We start from the raw sequence: 17,217 nt of genomic DNA, 5'->3' as shown, positions 1-17,217 counted from the left end.
GCTATTCTTTCGGCTCTTCTATTTTCGGGAGCGCCTCATGTGAAATCACGCACTGATAGAATTTCTGCCGTTTAAGAGAACGCTCAAGTGCTCCGCGATTGTAAGGGCCCGTGGTCTTGAATGAAAACTCTTTCTTCTCGGCATCGAATTGTAGAGTTTTAAGATCGATCCAGGAAAATCCGTTGAGTGCATCACGGGCACTGACCTGTGGTTTCCCCTTGGCTTTGTCGCCATACAGACCATATTTTACTGTCACTTTGACCTTTTCCTTTACCAGTGCAGGTTCAGTAGACCGTTTTGCAGTCATCCCCGACTGCAGCGGATTCCCTTTTCCACTCGATTCAGGCAGCGTTGTACTCAAGTGCTTACATTCAAGCTTAATCGCTGCTAATGCATTGGTAACATATTCGATTTCTTTGGTTTCATCTCCGCCGACCCGTATCTTAAAGTTTAACGTTCCCTGCTCATGATCCATGTGGATCGTATGAGGAATATAGCCTTCAACACCGCACAGATTAGTATTTGCTGAATGCGTCTGGTCGATTTCATCAAACTCAGGCCGGTGTTGCCCAGTGTCGGTAAAACTGAAATACATGGTTTTTTCAAAGGATTCCGGATCATATTCGACATCCTCAACTGAAACCAGTTCGTCAGCAACGATAACACCCAGGGAGCGAATTCCATTCACCATTTTTGTCAGGTCAACAGGAGGGACACGATCAAGCAGAAAAGCGAGTTCCATGGTTTTAAAATTTGCTCGAACCGTTTTTTCGAAATACCCGGGTAGGCTACCCCTGAGTCTGAAGTTGAGTTCAGAATGGATACTTTGAAGCGTAAAAGAGTCTAACGCTTTGTTTCGATAAAAGGGACTTGTGAGTAATTCGTCGGCATTCTCGATTTTCAGAGTAACCCGTTTCATAGGCCTGTTAGGAGTCCTGAATACCGGGCCGGGTGGCTCAATCAAAATCGGTGTGTCTGATATCTTCAAGTTGACGAAGAGCTCTTCATTGCAACCCTCACTGAGTCGGTGATCGGGAACATGATCCAGTTGAAACGTAACAGTCTTATTCTGCAGATTGATGTCCAGGCTGCCAGTTATATACCCTGTTACTTTCGTTTCCAGGTAATTGATCAGGTTCGATATCAGAGAACCGCGTGCGGTAGTGTAGGTGTGTATGTCATTGATTCGATTGTTTTCAAATTCATCAATGGAAGTAATCTGGTAGGTGACTTGGGTCGGTTTGAGTTGCTGTTCTGTTCTTAATTCGATGGTCCGGTAAGGCGCCCCGCCGATTGTGACAGGAAGTTCATAAAGGCTGTTGATCTGGGTACACAGGTTGAAACTGGGATAGGTGATGACCTGAAAGATGACCCTCCGATAGTTCATGTTCAACCTGAGGGAGTCAGGAACATATTCGGGTACCGAGTTCTTAAATCGCTCATTCAGAAGCAGTCGTAACGCTTCCGAACCGATCTGATAATTCTGGTCCAGTTGCGTCTGATATTCCGGACTGATTTTGTAAATGCCACAATGCAGTTCCTGCTTGACCAGGGAAGCTTCACCTGATTCCGACACCAGTGTCTCGCGGAGCGTCTGTTCCAACGGTGCTATGGTCACCATTTGAAAACCACTCTCATTAATCTTTCGAACCAGATCGGTGGCTTCCGTCGACGTCAGTCGGAGGGAGAGCGTCTTCTGTTTCAAATCAATGCGTACGGAACCAGGTACATAAAATGCAAACTTCTGTTGCAGAGTTGAGTCCACTGATTTTTGCACAATCTTCGCTGTTTGATCGTAGTCATTCTTGGATCTCTCTAGGATTTGATGGACATTCCTATGAAAAGCAACAATTTTAAATGCCAGCTCGGTCGAATTCTGATTAGTCCGCATTGAGGTAGAATTGTCAGTACGGGAAGTTTTCAGAGACCGACGTTTTAGTGAACTGCCAGAGGGAGAAGTCTTTTTATGAGAGCTCTGAAGTGGCGTCGAGATCGTTTCATGTAATGGGGTCATATTCGGTTTCTCTTCGGGAGTCGAACTGCCACACGAACTTGCCAGACAGACACACAGCCCCAGCATTAATCGCGAAATGATTAAAGGCTGCCAGCGTCTGCGCTTTGAATTTGTATTTGGCAGGCAATCAGGAGAGAGAGTAGAAAAGTTGAATTGGCGAAACATAATAGACCTCTGTATTAATTATTCTGGCATGCAACATTAGATTAAGTTGAACAGGTACTGTAAACAAGCTTAGTTGTCAGGAATTTATCCCAATTTCATTTAGTTTTGGAGCGGATTTGTTTCCTGAAGTCAAATGAAGCTGCTTTGTGTTTTAAGAGTGGAATTCGCTTGCACTTCGACTCCAATTCCGTCTCCCTAAGGCTGTCAAAGTCAACTCGATTTCGGTACCATGGAACGCCAGAAATCACTAACGACACTCAAGGCGAGACAGGATGGCAAAGAAGCAGCAACCTAAGAATCAACACGAGCGCACGCGTGTGGATCATGCAACAGAAATTGCTGAAGACTATGTTGAAGCGATTGCAGAAGTCATAGAAGAGCAGGGCGTTTGCCGGGTGAAAGATCTGGCGGAACACTTTGCTGTGAGCCACGTGACCGTCAATCGTACCGTCGCCCGTCTGCAGCGAGATGGTTATGTCACGACCGAGCCTTACAGCCCCGTTGAACTGACCACGCAGGGGGCGCGCCTGGCGAAAGATTCCCGTCGCCGCCATGAAATCGTCCTCAGCTTTCTGATTGCGCTCGGCGTCAGCGAAGAGACGGCTGCCACAGATTCCGAAGGCATTGAACATCATGTCAGTCCGGAAACATTGGCGATTATGGAATCATTCGCATCCAAAGTGCAGGGGTGACCCATTCCCTGAATCGATCACAGTTTTTCCTGCTTCGCGAAAAATTATTAGCTGAATTCGATTGTTGAGTCTGCTAGCATGCATTGAACTATCAGTGTCATTCAAGTCATTTATAACGGAGCGCATTCATGATCAACAGCCTCGGTCGATTCATTTCCTGCACCATCTGTTTGCTTTTTTGCATTGTTATACCGATCCAGCCTGCTTCCGCTGCGGATTCGAAACCCAATGTCCTGTTTCTGATCTGCGACGATCTGAATTGTGACCTGGGCTGCTACGGTCATCCACAGGTACAGTCTCCGAATATCGATCAACTGGCAAAGCAAGGCGTTCGGTTTGAACACGCTTACTGTCAGTTTCCCTTATGTGGACCCAGCCGGGCTTCATTTATGACGGGCATGTATCCCGATCAGACACTCGTGCATCGCAATGGAATTTACATTCGGGAACATGTACCCAATGTAAAAACCATGTCCCAGATGTTTCGTGATAACGGCTACTTCGCCACCCGCGTCGGAAAAATCTATCACTATAACGTCCCCAAGCATATCGGCACTGGCGGACATGATGATCCCTATTCCTGGAATCAAACGTTCAATCCCCGAGGTCGCGATGTTGATGACGAAGACCAGATCTTCAGCCTCGTCCCGGGAAGCTATGGAGGTACCCTCAGCTGGCTGGCTGCCGAGGGAACCGATGCCGAACAGACCGACGGGATTGCTGCCGACATCGCCATTCAGCAGCTGAAAAAATTTGCTGCTTCAAAAGAACCATTCTTTCTTGCTGTCGGCCTGTATCGGCCACATACACCTTATGTCGCTCCTAAAGCCTATTTCGAAAAATATCCCGTTGAGCAGATCAAAGTGCCACAGATTCCCGACGGCTACCTGAAAACAATTCCCGTAGCGGCGCGGAAATCGGTAACCCGCAAAAAAAATCAAATAGATCTGCCTGACAAGCTGGCCCGCCAGGCAATTCAGGCCTATTACGCTTCCATTACATTTGCCGATGCCCAGTTAGGGCATATTCTAAAGGCCCTCAAAGAAACGGGGCTTGATGAAAACACAATTGTTGTTTTCACTTCTGATCACGGCTATCACATGGGCGAACATGGGCACTGGCAGAAAACCACGCTGTTCGAAAACGCGGCTCACGTGCCGCTGATCATCGCCGGACCCGGTGTCACCGCGAAAGGGCAGACTGCCGTTTCTCCTGCAGAAATGATCGACTTTTATCCGACTCTGGCTGAACTGTGTGATCTGAAAGCACCAGCGTCTGTTTCCGGGATCAGCCAGGTTCCGACCTTAAAAGACGCCACGACCTCATCCCGCAAAACAGCACTCACGCAGTATGCTAACGGTTACAGTCTTCGCACTCCCACGTTCCGCTACACCGAATGGGGCAAGAACGGCAGTGAAGGGATGGAACTCTACGATCACACATCCGATGCTGCAGAAATGCACAACCTGGCGAATCAGGCTGATACTCAAAAATTGCGGGACGAACTGGCAGAAATTCTTCACGAACGCATCGAACAGGCCAGTGCTGCTCCCCAGGGCGTCAAGCAGATTTCATTCGAGAACCGCCGCCGCGTTCCCAAACAAAAATGAATTCCAGACTTGTATTTCCCGCGAAGGTCGTTTTGAATGGAATCAACGCGACCCGATCCCTCCATTAAATATCTGGAACGAAATATGAATCTCTCCCGCCGCGAATTTTCCAAATCACTCCTGCTGGCTGGCCTCAGTACCGCCGCCGGCCAATGGCCCACCAGGGCAATCCGGGCAGCCGAACCCAATATTAAAGCAGGGACCGGTTTCATTGACGTCCATACCCATATCGGCACTTATACCGACCCGAAAAAAAATCTGACGGCGGAAGGTCTGATCAAGTGGATGGACGAAAACCAGATCGAAAAATCCTGCGTGCTGCCTTTGACTTCACCCGAATCAACCAAGTATCTGCAGACCACCGAGTCCGTCCTGGCAGCTGCAAAAGACCATCCTGATCGTCTGGTTCCGTTCTGCTCCGTCGACCCGCGTACCACACATGCCGGCAGTGTGAAAGCGCTGGTCGGCATGATTCAAGGCTGGGTCGATCAGGGGGCAAAGGGCTTCGGCGAACATAAGGTGGGGCTCAACTTTGATGATCCACTGATGATGCGCGTCTACGAAGCCTGCCAGGAAGTTGGCATTCCACTGCTGTTTCACATCGATAACATTCGCGGTAAAGATGTTCCCGGACTGAAACGCCTGGAAAACGCCCTCAAAACATTTCCCGAACTGAATTTCATCGGCCATGGACCCGGCTGGTGGGCTTCCATTTCCGGAGGCCTCACTCCCAAAGAACTGGGGGGTTACCCTAAAGACAAAGTCAAACCGGGCGGTGCCATCGACGATCTGATGAGCCGCTACCCCAATATTTATGGCGATCTCTCAGCAGGTTCCGGTGCGAATTCCATCTCCCGTGATCTGGAGTTCGGCACGGAGTTTTTAATCCGTCGTCAGGATCGGATTCTGTTCGGTACCGATTACCTGGCACCAGGACAGAATGTCCCGCAGTTTGAGCTGTTCGAAAAACTGGAACTGCCGACTGAGGTCCGCGCGAAAATTAATCGTGAAAATGCCATCAAACTCCTGAAACTGACTTAAGTTAACGTTGAAATGCCATTCTGACTTGGTCGGTTGGCAGGTTTTGCAGGAATTATACCGCCAGTGTACTGTTTTAATGAACATGATGATGAAGATTCTTAATAATTCTCAGGAACTTCGCGTTGTTATTTCCGATCATATTCGTGTATGCTGATAATACTTAAAAGTCCTGCCTGAGCTGCTCACCACAAAGGATAGGATAGAAGAGGGTTTGTTTTTTATTTCAGAAACCGTTTTTTATCTAACCTTAATTAATAATCGACCACTCGATTGAACTACGGGAGAATTCGGATGTCCCAACCACTCAACCGTTCCAGTGTTTCCCACGGACAACATCACGAGTCTGGCAGCGGATTTTCCGCCTTCGCACCTGGTTCTGACCTGGTACATGTCGGCAGTCGTCGCTGGTTCCTGCAGATGGGGATGGCCGGTCTCGCCGGTCTCTCAATGCCGGAGTTACTCAAACGACAGTCGCTGGCAGCACCGCAGGCACAGCTCACGCATCCGGTTCAGGCCAAGTCTGTGATTATGATCTGGTTGTCTGGTGGACCGAGTCAGCTGGATATGTGGGATCTCAAACCGCAGGCACCGAAAGAAATTCGTGGGCCTTTCAATCCGATTCAGACTTCGGTCGGTGGGATTGAAATTTGTGAGCATATGCCTCAGCAGGCTGCGATGATGGATAAGTTTGCCATCATCCGTTCCATGGATGCCACGGCCAGTAACCACACGCCAACGACATTCCAGGCCTGTAACCCCAAATCACGTCGCACCAACGATAATCGGGATGGCGGCGGATATCCTTCCATGGGTTCAGTTGCTGCGAAATTCCGTGGACCCAATGTGCCCGGCATGCCCGGCTTCGTCGCTTTAGCCGACAGCATGGCCGCCGATATCTACGGTGCCGGCCATCTCGGACATCGTTATGAACCTCTGGACGGCGTCAAGTCAGCCGGAAAATTTGGAATGCCTGCCGGTGTGCAGACTGCCCGTCTGACAGACCGTGAAGAATTACGTCAGCAGTTTGATCGACTGCGAAAACATACAGAGCTCTCGCCCGAACTTTCCCTGCAGGATCGTTATGTGCAGGAAGCATACGACATGGTACTCTCGGGCAATGTTGCCAAAGCCTTTGACGTGAACCAGGAATCAGCCCAGGTTCGTGAGAAGTATGGCAAACATTCTTTCGGACAGAAATCACTGCTGGCCCGCCGACTCGTCGAAGCGGGCGTGACTTTCATTACGATGAGCGATGCCTGGGGCCATTGGGACCATCACGGCGATGAAGTGAAATGGGGCGGCATTAACAAAGGCCTCAAGCCGATGCTGCCGGTTCTCGATCACGGCATCGCCACGCTGATCAGCGATCTCGACGAGCGGGGCTTGCTCGATACAACACTGGTACTCGTCCTCGGTGAGTTCGGTCGTGGTCCGGTCATTACCAAAACGGATGGCCGCGGTCACTGGACTCCCGTGATGTCGATGTTGGCAGCGGGTGCAGGTGTGCCAGGCGGGCAGGTGATTGGTGCCACAGATCGTCGTGGTGGTGAAATCGCAGAACGCCGACTGGGCCCCGGAGACCTGGGAGCCACCGTCTTCAAGAAACTGGGCATCGATCCCTACGGCCACTGGATCAAACCGGGCGGACGTCCCACACCATTGGTCGAAGGTCCTTCTGCTCCGATTGCCGAGCTGGGTTAATTCTTCGTTTCACTTGAAGAATCTTCGTTCGCTGCAACTGGCATCCGCGCCTGTTGTGCTTTCAGACGCTGTTTGAGTTCAGTTTGCAGTGCTGCTGCTTTTTCCGGATAAGTACTGCTGAGATCGTGTTGCTCGGATGGATCTTTACTCAAGTCGTACAACTCACTCTGGTTCGTTTCATAAAACTGCAGCAGTTTCCAGTTCCCCCTGCGAATAGTAGAGACCGGCTTCGTTTTGCTGACGACAGTATCGTTGACGCCAATCTCGGGTTTTGCGTTCAAGTAACCTTTCTCCGGATGGTAATAGGGGAAATGCCACGTTAATGCACGTTCGGGCCAGGCGGCGGTTGCTCCGTGGAACAGAGGAAGCAGACTTTCGCCATCCAGCGTCAGGTTGGAGCAGTCGACGCGGGCCACATCACAAAACGTGGGAAACAGATCGGTACCGCTCACAGGAGTTGAACAGACAGAGTCAGCGACAACATGCTGAGGCCAGCGAACCAGTAGAGGCACACGGATGCCCGCTTCATACAGGTTCCATTTACTGCCCCGCAGTGGCGCGTTGTCGGCGTACTCGGGATGTCCCCCATTGTCAGACGTGAAAACAACGAGTGTCGACTCACGTAATCCCTGCTGGTCCAGCGCAGCCAAAACCTGTCCCACATACGCATCCAGCGTTTCAATGAATGCACCATAATGTGTGTGCAGAATCTCATCCCCTGAGCCCATCGCGGCACGCTTCTGATATTTTTTCACCAGCCAGTCGGTCGGTGCGCGGACCGGCGTATGTACATGGAAGTAGGACAGATACAGGAAAAAGGGCTGCTTTCGTTTCTGCTTGAGAAATTCAATCGCATGTTCTGTCACCGCATCAGGCGGGAATTCTCCCTCCGCGAAATCGCCGGACTTCCAGTCGAATTTCTTTGCATAGGGATGACTGCCAAACGTTTCTTTCGACGACTGAAAGCCCTGCTGCTGTGGGCCATGCGTGGGGCTCCAGCCCAGGTAGCGGTGATAATGCTCACTTACGTGCCACTTCCCGAAGAAGCCGGTCGCGTAATCCGCCTGTCGCAGCTTTTCCGCGATCGTCACTTCATTCAGAGGCAGATCCCGTGTGTACTCAGGTGGTTGCAGTTGACGCGCGGGAGGCTTCACACCGGCCGGCTTCGTCACAAATTCAAAATGCAGCCGCGCAGGACTGCGACCAGTGAGAATCGATGCCCGCGACGCACTGCAGATCGGCGCGGGAGAATACGCATTGGTAAATCGCAGTCCCTGTTTCGCCAGTTGATCCAGATGGGGAGTTTCTGCCAGAGTGCCCCCATAGCAGCCCAGATCCTTCCAGCCGAGATCATCGGCCAGGATGAAGACGATATTGGGCGGGTTCTCGGCAGCAGAAACCGGTAGACACAAACAGAACAGGAATAGAACTGACAGAGCACGCCACATCTAAAAACCTCGTCTTCGAAGAAGAATCGATTATTTAATTTCAAACGGGAGTGTAACAGACTCTTCGCGGGGACTCGAGTCTGGCTGCTGTTTCGAAAGATCTATGGCGAACGGCTGTTGTAGACTGTTGCCGGCCAGGTCTTCCAGTACTGTCCCCACCACAAGTTGATATGCGCCCGACTGCCACGCGGCTTCCGGAATGAATTTCCAGACCGATTCCGCTTCATCCAGGTTGATCTTCCCTGCGATCTGTTTCCCGTTCTCTGTCTGTACGCTTACCTGGCTATGCAGCAGGGCATAATCCAGTGACTCACCCAGCTGGCAGATCAGTGGTGTGCGGGTTCCCTCTGCAGGGGGAATCAACTTCCAGTCGCCGATCACAGGCTGGCGTTCGTCCATTGAGATCGCTTTGAATGTTTTTTTGACATCGCTGCCCAAGATTTGTCCCGACAACGCCGCCCAGTGGGGGCTGATTCGTAATTCATATTCCTGTCCGGAATTCAGAATCGCGCCCAGTTCGATATTCAGGTTCACTCCTGTTTTCTGGCGTCCCGGATGAAACCAGAGCGTCAGTTGCTTCCCATCGCGCGACCAGAGTTCCGTGTGACGAAACGGGCGGGGAACTGCCTGCTTCTGGGTTTTGTTGTACAGCGAAAAATGTTCGAAGATATCTCCCTGCTGCATTGGCTCAGAGAATTGAATATAAAATTTGAGATGATTGGCGGGCAGTTGGTTTCCTGAAGGATAAATCGACAGCACGCGCGGCGGTTTACTATCGGCCAGAGGAATTTCATAATTTTCTTGTAGGCGTTGATCTGGTTGTTTTGTCGGCAGTTTTAATGCGGCGGGATCAAAGGTCGCCTGGTAACGGTTGCCTCTTACCAGCGGAAACGCCGGTTTGAATTCCAGGCGATCGTCTTTCAGTTGATAATTTCCCAGCATGGCAGGCAGCTTCTGATCGCTTTGCGACTCCCGCTTCAGTGAGAGTACCCGCTGAAACTGCGTTTCGTCCGCGTCGATAAGAGATGCCCAGAATCGGACACTCTCTGCGGTCACCACCACGCGGCACAATCGAGGATCTTTCGCATCTGCTTCAAACGCGAGGTGAAATGGCTCCTCCTGTGGCATACCAGCGGCGCAAACCAGTAGATCCATTAAGAGAACACAGACTGTAAACTGCATAATGCGCCGGCTGAATGACCAGCCTGCTGCAGATGATGATTTTAACATCAGAGATGCATTCCTCAAAACTTGGACGGTGCTACATGCAATCGACAGTAGACTCGAAAAAAACAGACTCTTTTCCATTCCCAAACCTGAACAGAAAAGAGTCTGTGAACCAGAGGAGGTCACTCGTTATGGCAATTCGGTAATTTCCAGATCGAGGTGCCCGTCGTTGTCACGCAGCACAACGATTTCTTTTTTCTGCAGCTTATCGATATGGACGGCACCGGAAAGCTGATCGACAATTTCGATGCCATTCGGGCCGGTCTTCTGTTTTACATCGCGGCGGGCCGCTTCTTCGTTGATGTCTTCCGCGTCCAGGTAATCCATGTTGACACGCACGCCCCACCATTTACTCGGGCCATACATACTCTTCTCCCAGTGGAAGCGGAATGTGTTCGTCAACAGCCATTCCTTGCCGTCACTTTCATAAGTCAGCATGTCGAGCGGTCGGTTCCCGGAGCCCAGTTCTACCACGCTGGTTCCCTTGACCTTGCTGCCGGACTGTAATTCATCCAGCGGGAACTTGGCGATCGGTGTGCAGGCAAAAGCACCAACGATGTAGTTCTTCCCTTTGTTCGAGTAAGGTACGAACGACTGAATGGGTGCCTTGGTTTCCCATCTACGGTGTGCGACATGATACGTTTCCGCGCTGTAGATATCGGCGGAAGTTCCATGTGTTAAAGGCAGGGGAATCGAATAAATTTTGTTGGCGAACTCTTCGTTCGACTGTGCAGCCGCCAGCAGACGGTCACTGGCCAGAGCGACGCCGGTGATGTTGCGGATTTTGGATTCTTTTCCGCCGGGCAGCGCAACCTGAATATAGTCGACTTCCGACAGATCGAAGTTTTTGACCTTGCCTTGCGCATTGATCATCAGAATCGCCGCCTGTCCGTCGGTCTTGCGATTGACAGAGAGATACACATTACCGCTTTCTGAATTAACGGCCATATCGGCGATGTCAATCTTTGCGGGTTCAACACCCAGGCTGGATGCGACTGCCACATCCACTTTGGGAACTTTTTGTTCCAGCTTCTTCAACGGCCCGATATCATGAGTATCGATCACCGTAATTGTTGCCTTCGCAGGGTCCGCCACCACCAGCAATCCGCCGGGTCCAAATGTAATTTTACCAACCGACTTGAAATCGGGATTTCCTTTCTGCACATCTTTGAGATACTTGCTCGCCGCATCTTTGGTCACACCGGCCTGTAGCAACGGATCGCCTGCCAGCAGCAGCAGCAACGCCAGAATACCGACAGTGCCTTTCATGAGTCTTGATCTGATCATCAAACTGGTTCCCTGAAAAAAAAGAAAATGTGGGTCTCCACTCCCAACCAACTGACTTTAATCGTAATTCTCTGAAATTTGATAGTCAACAAGATTGTCTGCAGATGCCGCTTTTGCGTCGATTCTTCACAACGGGAAAACAATCAGGCCAGGAGAACAGAAACCTGGGAGTGAATTGCCAGACCTGGCGTTAAGTGCTTGACATTCTGACTGCAAATTCGGCTATAATGGAAATATTCCGGGATGCGGGCCGCTCTCCGTAATCGGAATACTTACCTGCATGAGTAACAGGACAATCAGACCTGATTGTCATCCTCCTGACGAATCCTTCCTCAATCGCGAGAAACAACAGCAATGGACGTTTCCCGGCGTAAGTATTTTTGTCTGCTGCTGAACTGCCTGCTGTTCTCTTTTCAGGGATCACAGGTGGCTGACTCTGCAGAAAAAACGAGCCCCACTACAGCCTCGTCTCCCCTTGTTTACGAAGACACGATCCTGCCAATTTTTCAGGCTCACTGTCTGAAATGCCATAATACCAAAAATCGGAAAGCGGAATTCGATTTGAGTTCCACCGCCGCCCTGCTCAAAGGGGGCGAATCGGGAGCCGGCCTGGTCGCAGGTAAGCCGGATGAAAGTCTGCTCTATGAATATCTGCACGATGGTCAGATGCCACCCGAAGGTTCCCAGCCACTCTCTGAAAAAGAGCTGCAGTTGATTCACAAGTGGATAACGCAGGGAATGAAGTTTGAACAGAATCCGCAGGTCACTACCGAGGCACTGCTGTCCCAGCATGATGTCCTGCCGATTCTGTATCGTCGTTGCGTGATGTGTCACGGCCCTGAGTATCAGGAAGGGGTACTCGACGTGCGCACCAGAGCCGACATGCTGAAAGGGGGCGGAGCGGGAGCAGCCGTCATCACTGGCAAACCGAATGAGAGTCTGCTGGTCAAATACATCGTGGAAAAAAACTGCCCGCCTAAAGCAGAACTCAGTCGTGCCGGCATTGAACCGATGACAGCGGAAGAATTATCGACGATCAAAGACTGGATCGCGCAGGGATTGCAAGTCGTCAAAGAGGAACCCCTGGATTTCGATAACGGACAGGACCCGCTGGTCACAAAAGAAGATCGCCAGTTCTGGTCCTTTCAACCTCCTCAGCAGGTAGAACCACCGCAAGTAGAGCATCAGTCACTGGTGAAAAATCCGATTGATGCGTTTCTGCTCCGCAAGCTGGAAGCAAAGCAGCTTACCTATTCACCGGCAGCAGACCGGCGCACGCTCATTCGTCGTGCGACCTATGTGCTGACCGGCCTGCCTCCCACACCCGAAGAGGTGCAGTCTTTCCTGGCCGACAACCGTTCGCAGGCTTATGAACGGCTCATCGATCGGTTGCTGGAGTCTCCCCGTTACGCAGAAAAGTGGGGGCAGTTCTGGCTTGATCTGGCCGGTTATGCCGACTCCGAAGGAAAACGGAGCGCCGACCTGATTCGCAAATATGCCTGGCGTTATCGTGATTATGTTGTTCGTTCCTTTGGTGAAGACAAACCATATGACGTCTTCCTAACCGAGCAACTGGCCGGCGATGAACTGGTCGACTACGGAAATCCGGAGAACGCGACGCCTGAAACGATTGAGAAACTGGTGGCGACCGGATTTCTGCGAATGGCACCCGATGGGACCTCTGCCAATCCTGTCAATCGGGTTTCGGATCGAATGGAAGTCATTACCGATGAAATCGATGTGCTCTCGCGCGGCGTTATGGGCCTGACGATGAATTGTGCCCGCTGTCACAGTCACAAGTATGATCCCATTCCGCAGCGGGACTATTACCGCGTCGTCGCGATCTTCAAAGGCGCGTACGATGAGTACGACTGGATGACGCCGCAACCTTTCAGCAATCAGTGGAAGCGGGCCCGCAGTCGTTTGATGACGGTGATTCCCCAATCCGAACAGGCCGCCATCGATGCGCACAACGCGCCATTGGAAAAACAGATCGCCGAGATCGAAGCGAAGCTCAAGGACAAAAAACTGGCGAAAGACCAGAAGAAGTCATTGGAGAAACAATTCAAGGAAGTCAAGTCTTCACTCAAAACACCCCCCATGATCCGTGCCCTGTGGGATCGCGGTCGCCCATCCCCCACTTACGTTTATCGACGCGGCGATGAGAATCAGCCAACTCGTCTTGTACAACCCGGCCCCCCGTCTGCCATTGCCGATGGCATTTCAACCTATCATATAGAACCGGTTCAGCAGACAAATTTCAAAACCGGCCGCCGACTTGCTTTCGCCCGCTGGCTCACACAGCCCGATCACCCACTGACATCGCGTGTGATCGTGAATCGAATCTGGAATAAACATTTCGGCACCGGAATCGTGGAAAGCCTCGACAACTTCGGCGCCCTGGGAACGCCTCCCAGTCATCCGGAACTGCTCGACTGGCTCGCGGTCAACTTTGTGAAAAAGGGCTGGAGCATCAAGCAACTGCAGCGGCAGATTATGACTTCGCAGGCCTATCGCCAGTCCTCAGCCGTCACGCCTCTGCATCAAAAGTCGGACCCAGAAAACAGATTGATCTCTCGAATGCCCCTACGTCGACTGGAAGCCGAAGAGATTCGCGATGCATTAATCTTCACCGCCGACCAGCTCGATGAAACTCAATATGGCGAGCCCGTTGATGTGGAACTTCGCCCGGATGGACTGGTGACGTCCAAACGAACGGCTGCCGGCTGGCGCAGGAGCATCTATGTACGTCACCGCCGCAAGGATATGCCTACAATGCTGGAAGTCTTCGACCTGCCTCAAATGAATCCGAACTGTACCGAACGCAAAAATTCCAACGTGGTTTCGCAGCCCTTACTGCTGGTAAATAACCGGCTGGTACACGATCTGGCCGATCATTTCGCCCGACGTGTACGTGCCGAAGCAGGGGAAGACCCGCGTCAGCGAATCGAACTGGCTTATCAGCTCGCCTTCCAGCGGGCTCCCACACCGGCAGAAACCGAACTGGCTCTGAAGTCAATTCAGTTATTAAGCATGCCCGGAGAAGACGGAACAAAATCCAAGCCTGTCCAGAATGGTTTCACCGAATATTGTCACGTCCTGCTCAACTCCGCCGAATTTCTTTACCTCGATTGATACGACTATGACTGATTCCACAGCACCACCAGAGTTGATGTCGGAAATCTCGCGGCGTCGTTTTTTTGACCGCATGACCGACGGTCTGTATGGTGTCGCGCTAACATCGCTGCTCGGTCAACAGGCGCCGGCATTCGCAACTGAAGAAGAACTTCATGCAACAAAACTCCCGGAAAACCTGAAGCCCAGGCGTCCACATTTCAAACCTCGCGCCACCTCAGTCATACATCTCTGCATGCAGGGAGGACCCAGCCAGGTTGATCTGTTCGATCCCAAGCCGGCATTGAAAAAATATCACGGCCAGACCGCGCCCCGCGAACTGACGGGCAACGCCGTCTTCGAAACGGACCGGACCGGCAAACTGATGCAGAGCCCCTTCGAGTTCAAACGTCACGGGAAATCCGGTGCCTGGGTCTCCGATGCCCTGCCGCACATCGCGCAGGAAGTTGATCAGATGACGATTGTACGTTCCATGTACAACGTGCATCCCAATCACGAACCGGCAATTTACAAAATGCAGTCCGGGCAAACCTTCCCCGGTCACCCGGCATTCGGCTCCTGGATTACCTATGGCTTAGGGAACGAAAATCAGAACCTGCCCGCTTACGTGGTACTCGCCGATCCCAGTAACCGTCTGCCTGTTAACAATGTGGATAACTGGATGTCCGGTTATCTTTCGCCCCTGTATCAGGGCACACGCATGAAAGCCACCGGATCGCCGCTGCTCAACCTGGCCCCGGATTATGCACACGCCGAACAGGTCAGCCGCAATAAACAACAACTGCTCAAACAGCTCGACCGCATGCATCAGAAGCAGCGACCCGGTCAGCAGGAACTGGAAGCCCGCATCCAGAATTACGAGATGGCCGCCAACATGCAGCTCGAAGCGACCGAAACGCTTGATATCTCACAGGAAACCTCAGAGACATTGGCGATGTATGGTATCGATCAGAAAGAGACCGACAGTTATGGCAGACGTTGTCTGCTGGCACGACGCCTGGTGGAGAAGGGGGTTCGCTTCGTGCAACTCTACACGCGAGGCCAGATGTGGGATAACCATTCCAAGATCCAGAAATCGTTACAGTCTGCCTGCGGTCAAACCGACCTGCCTGTCGCGGGTTTATTGAAAGACTTGCGGCAGCGGGGCCTGCTCGATTCGACGCTCGTTCTCTGGGGCGGCGAATTCGGTCGCCTGCCCACTGCACAGATCACCGCTTCAGCAAAGATGAACGTCGCGGGCCGCGATCATGGTCCCTATGGTTTCTCCGCCTGGATGGCGGGCGGTGGCGTGAAACAGGGGCTCGTCTACGGCAACACCGATGAGGTCGGCTATGCCTCGGTGGAAAACCGCGTCAGCATTCAGGACTGGCACGCCACAGTGCTGCATCTGCTCGGCCTGGATCACGAACGGCTGGTTTACGAACGCAACGGACTCGGCGAACGCCTGACGCATCAGTTCGAAACGAACGTCGTACAAGATATTATCGCCTGAGTGAATTTCGTCCCCGCTTCTTGAGATGTTCATCCCCAGTCGATAGCATGGCCTTCTGTTATTTAAAGGAAGTCTCTACTGATGAAGTCCACGTTTGCCATTCTATTCGCTCTGACTCTGACGACACTGCTGTCTGCTGCGGAACCTGTTTTTCTGCAGAACGGTGTCACCGCCCATCGAGGGAATTCGGGAGCGCATCCCGAGAACACAATGCCCGCCTTTCGCAGTGGAGTTGCCGTCGGCGCAGACTGGATCGAACTTGATATCTTCCAGACCAAAGATGGTCAACTGGTCGTCACGCACGACAAAACCACACAACGCGTCGGCGATAAAAATCTGGACGTCGCCAATTCGACTTTTGAGGAACTCAAAACGGTCGACGTCGCAACCGACTTTCGAAAACGGCATCAGCTGTCAAAAGAAGAATGCCCGCCTCAGCAGATGCCCTTGTTGAAAGAGGTGCTCAAACTGATAAAGCAGCAGCATCAGACCCGCGTCTCGATTCAGCCCAAGGCAGACTGTGTGAAAGCAGCGGTCTCGCTGGTCAAACGTCTGAATATGGGGCCCTGGGTTGGCTTCAATGACGGGAACCTGAACTATATGTCGCAGGTCAAACAGCTGGCACCCACGATCCCCGTCTTCTGGGATCGGGGAGCCGACACTGATCTCGACGCCGACATCAAGATCGCAAAGCAGCGCGGCTTTGAAGCACTCGTCCTGCATTTCAAAGGCATCACTCCCGACAAAGTCCGAAAGATCAAAGCCGCCGACCTCGAACCGGGTGTCTGGACCGTCAACGATCCCGCATTGATGAAACAGCTGCTAACACAGGGCATCGAACGCATTTATACCGATGAGCCCGCTCTGCTACTCCACCTGAAACAGCATCGCTCTGATTGATCTATCTGGGGTCAGATCAAATAAAACTGTGAATAGTTCACATATTGGTCTTGATGTTCCTCCCAATGTGTGAAAAGATCACAGATAGGAATGGCGTTTCCCTTTTTGGACAGAGGCCCTCTTATGGATCAACCCAATCAGAATGAACTGGAAGTGTTGCGGCTGTTATGGAACAGCGCACCGCAAAAACCGGCTGAGCTTCAGGAATCGTTTGGCTGGGAGATCGACAACGGCACCCTGCGCAGCGTGCTGGTCGGCATGGTCGAGCGGGGGTTGCTGACGCGGAAACGCAACGGGCGGGCTTATCTCTATTCGCCGAAAGTCAAACGCGAGACCCAGCTGCGACAGACGGTCCGGCGACTGGCGGACGTTTTTACCGGTGGATCAACAGGACAGCTGCTGATGGAACTGGCCGAGAAAGAAACTTTGAGTCCTGAAGAACTCAAACAATTGAAAAAAATTGCCCGCGGAGAATCGTAACAGACGCTAGTTGGCTCCCGTCTGA

12 protein-coding genes are annotated in these 17,217 nt (G+C 51.9%); 8 read left to right on the top strand and 4 right to left on the bottom strand.

The genetic code is table 11. The features are described 5' to 3' along the window. Nucleotide 1: 1 nt before the first annotated feature. Complete coding sequence (locus ACN0YH_RS13820) at nucleotides 2-1,777, bottom strand: hypothetical protein (protein WP_417380154.1); 1,776 nt, start codon at nucleotides 1,775-1,777, stop codon at nucleotides 2-4. Between the two features lie 674 nt (nucleotides 1,778-2,451). Between ACN0YH_RS13820 and mntR the strand changes: the two genes are divergently transcribed. From mntR to ACN0YH_RS13800, 4 genes are all read left to right on the top strand, one after another. Beyond that, nucleotides 2,452-2,871, top strand: coding sequence for a manganese-binding transcriptional regulator MntR (mntR, locus tag ACN0YH_RS13815; RefSeq protein WP_417380153.1), 420 nt, complete (start codon nucleotides 2,452-2,454; stop codon nucleotides 2,869-2,871). Between the two features lie 128 nt (nucleotides 2,872-2,999). Next, nucleotides 3,000-4,481 carry a sulfatase gene (locus ACN0YH_RS13810; RefSeq protein ID WP_417380152.1) on the top strand — a complete coding sequence of 494 codons (1,482 nt, stop codon included), beginning with the start codon at nucleotides 3,000-3,002 and terminating at the stop codon, nucleotides 4,479-4,481. 36 nt (nucleotides 4,482-4,517) lie between these two features. Next, nucleotides 4,518-5,522, top strand: a complete 1,005-nt coding sequence (locus tag ACN0YH_RS13805) for an amidohydrolase family protein (RefSeq protein WP_417380151.1) — start codon at nucleotides 4,518-4,520, stop codon at nucleotides 5,520-5,522. Nucleotides 5,523-5,813: 291 nt separating this feature from the next. Continuing rightward, nucleotides 5,814-7,223, top strand: coding sequence for a DUF1501 domain-containing protein (locus ACN0YH_RS13800; protein ID WP_417380150.1), 1,410 nt, complete (start codon nucleotides 5,814-5,816; stop codon nucleotides 7,221-7,223). On the opposite strand, the gene ACN0YH_RS13795 is transcribed toward ACN0YH_RS13800, so the two are convergent. From ACN0YH_RS13795 to ACN0YH_RS13785, 3 genes are all read right to left on the bottom strand, one after another. Further along, nucleotides 7,220-8,671, bottom strand: a complete 1,452-nt coding sequence (locus tag ACN0YH_RS13795) for a sulfatase (RefSeq protein ID WP_417380149.1) — start codon at nucleotides 8,669-8,671, stop codon at nucleotides 7,220-7,222. The two genes, ACN0YH_RS13800 and ACN0YH_RS13795, sit on opposite strands and share 4 nt — an antisense overlap. A 30-nt stretch (nucleotides 8,672-8,701) precedes the next feature. After that, nucleotides 8,702-9,901: a hypothetical protein gene (locus ACN0YH_RS13790; RefSeq protein ID WP_417380148.1), complete on the bottom strand. Its 1,200-nt coding sequence runs from the start codon at nucleotides 9,899-9,901 to the stop codon at nucleotides 8,702-8,704. 126 nt (nucleotides 9,902-10,027) lie between these two features. Then, nucleotides 10,028-11,185, bottom strand: coding sequence for a hypothetical protein (locus tag ACN0YH_RS13785; protein ID WP_417380147.1), 1,158 nt, complete (start codon nucleotides 11,183-11,185; stop codon nucleotides 10,028-10,030). A gap of 354 nt (nucleotides 11,186-11,539) precedes the next feature. Here ACN0YH_RS13785 and ACN0YH_RS13780 point away from each other — a divergent pair, with 354 nt between their 5' ends. The 4 genes from ACN0YH_RS13780 (at nucleotide 11,540) to ACN0YH_RS13765 (ending at nucleotide 17,192) form a co-directional block, all read left to right on the top strand. After that, nucleotides 11,540-14,320: a PSD1 and planctomycete cytochrome C domain-containing protein gene (locus ACN0YH_RS13780; RefSeq protein ID WP_417380146.1), complete on the top strand. Its 2,781-nt coding sequence runs from the start codon at nucleotides 11,540-11,542 to the stop codon at nucleotides 14,318-14,320. Between the two features lie 7 nt (nucleotides 14,321-14,327). Next, complete coding sequence (locus ACN0YH_RS13775; RefSeq protein WP_417380145.1) at nucleotides 14,328-15,812, top strand: DUF1501 domain-containing protein; 1,485 nt, start codon at nucleotides 14,328-14,330, stop codon at nucleotides 15,810-15,812. An 81-nt stretch (nucleotides 15,813-15,893) separates the two neighbouring features. Then, nucleotides 15,894-16,712 (top strand): glycerophosphodiester phosphodiesterase, encoded by an 819-nt coding sequence (locus ACN0YH_RS13770; RefSeq protein ID WP_417380144.1) that lies wholly within the window; start codon nucleotides 15,894-15,896, stop codon nucleotides 16,710-16,712. A 123-nt stretch (nucleotides 16,713-16,835) separates the two neighbouring features. Further along, nucleotides 16,836-17,192, top strand: a complete 357-nt coding sequence (locus tag ACN0YH_RS13765) for a BlaI/MecI/CopY family transcriptional regulator (protein WP_417380143.1) — start codon at nucleotides 16,836-16,838, stop codon at nucleotides 17,190-17,192. Nucleotides 17,193-17,217 lie beyond the last annotated feature (25 nt).

Source organism: Gimesia sp., from assembly GCF_048262075.1.
GTDB lineage: Bacteria > Planctomycetota > Planctomycetia > Planctomycetales > Planctomycetaceae > Gimesia.
Note: the sequence above shows the minus strand (reverse complement) of the source record. Positions and strands in the feature narration are given on the sequence as shown.

Excerpts from the sequence above, each read along its gene's own strand:
- mntR (WP_417380153.1), top strand. The coding sequence starts at position 2,452 with ATGGCAAAGAAGCAGCAACCTAAGAATCAACACGAGCGCACGCGTGTG.
- ACN0YH_RS13810 (WP_417380152.1), top strand. The coding sequence starts at position 3,000 with ATGATCAACAGCCTCGGTCGATTCATTTCCTGCACCATCTGTTTGCTT.
- ACN0YH_RS13805 (WP_417380151.1), top strand. The coding sequence starts at position 4,518 with ATGGAATCAACGCGACCCGATCCCTCCATTAAATATCTGGAACGAAAT.
- ACN0YH_RS13800 (WP_417380150.1), top strand. The coding sequence starts at position 5,814 with ATGTCCCAACCACTCAACCGTTCCAGTGTTTCCCACGGACAACATCAC.
- ACN0YH_RS13795 (WP_417380149.1), bottom strand. The coding sequence starts at position 8,671 with ATGTGGCGTGCTCTGTCAGTTCTATTCCTGTTCTGTTTGTGTCTACCG.
- ACN0YH_RS13790 (WP_417380148.1), bottom strand. The coding sequence starts at position 9,901 with ATGTTAAAATCATCATCTGCAGCAGGCTGGTCATTCAGCCGGCGCATT.
- ACN0YH_RS13785 (WP_417380147.1), bottom strand. The coding sequence starts at position 11,185 with ATGATCAGATCAAGACTCATGAAAGGCACTGTCGGTATTCTGGCGTTG.
- ACN0YH_RS13780 (WP_417380146.1), top strand. The coding sequence starts at position 11,540 with ATGGACGTTTCCCGGCGTAAGTATTTTTGTCTGCTGCTGAACTGCCTG.
- ACN0YH_RS13775 (WP_417380145.1), top strand. The coding sequence starts at position 14,328 with ATGACTGATTCCACAGCACCACCAGAGTTGATGTCGGAAATCTCGCGG.
- ACN0YH_RS13770 (WP_417380144.1), top strand. The coding sequence starts at position 15,894 with ATGAAGTCCACGTTTGCCATTCTATTCGCTCTGACTCTGACGACACTG.
- ACN0YH_RS13765 (WP_417380143.1), top strand. The coding sequence starts at position 16,836 with ATGGATCAACCCAATCAGAATGAACTGGAAGTGTTGCGGCTGTTATGG.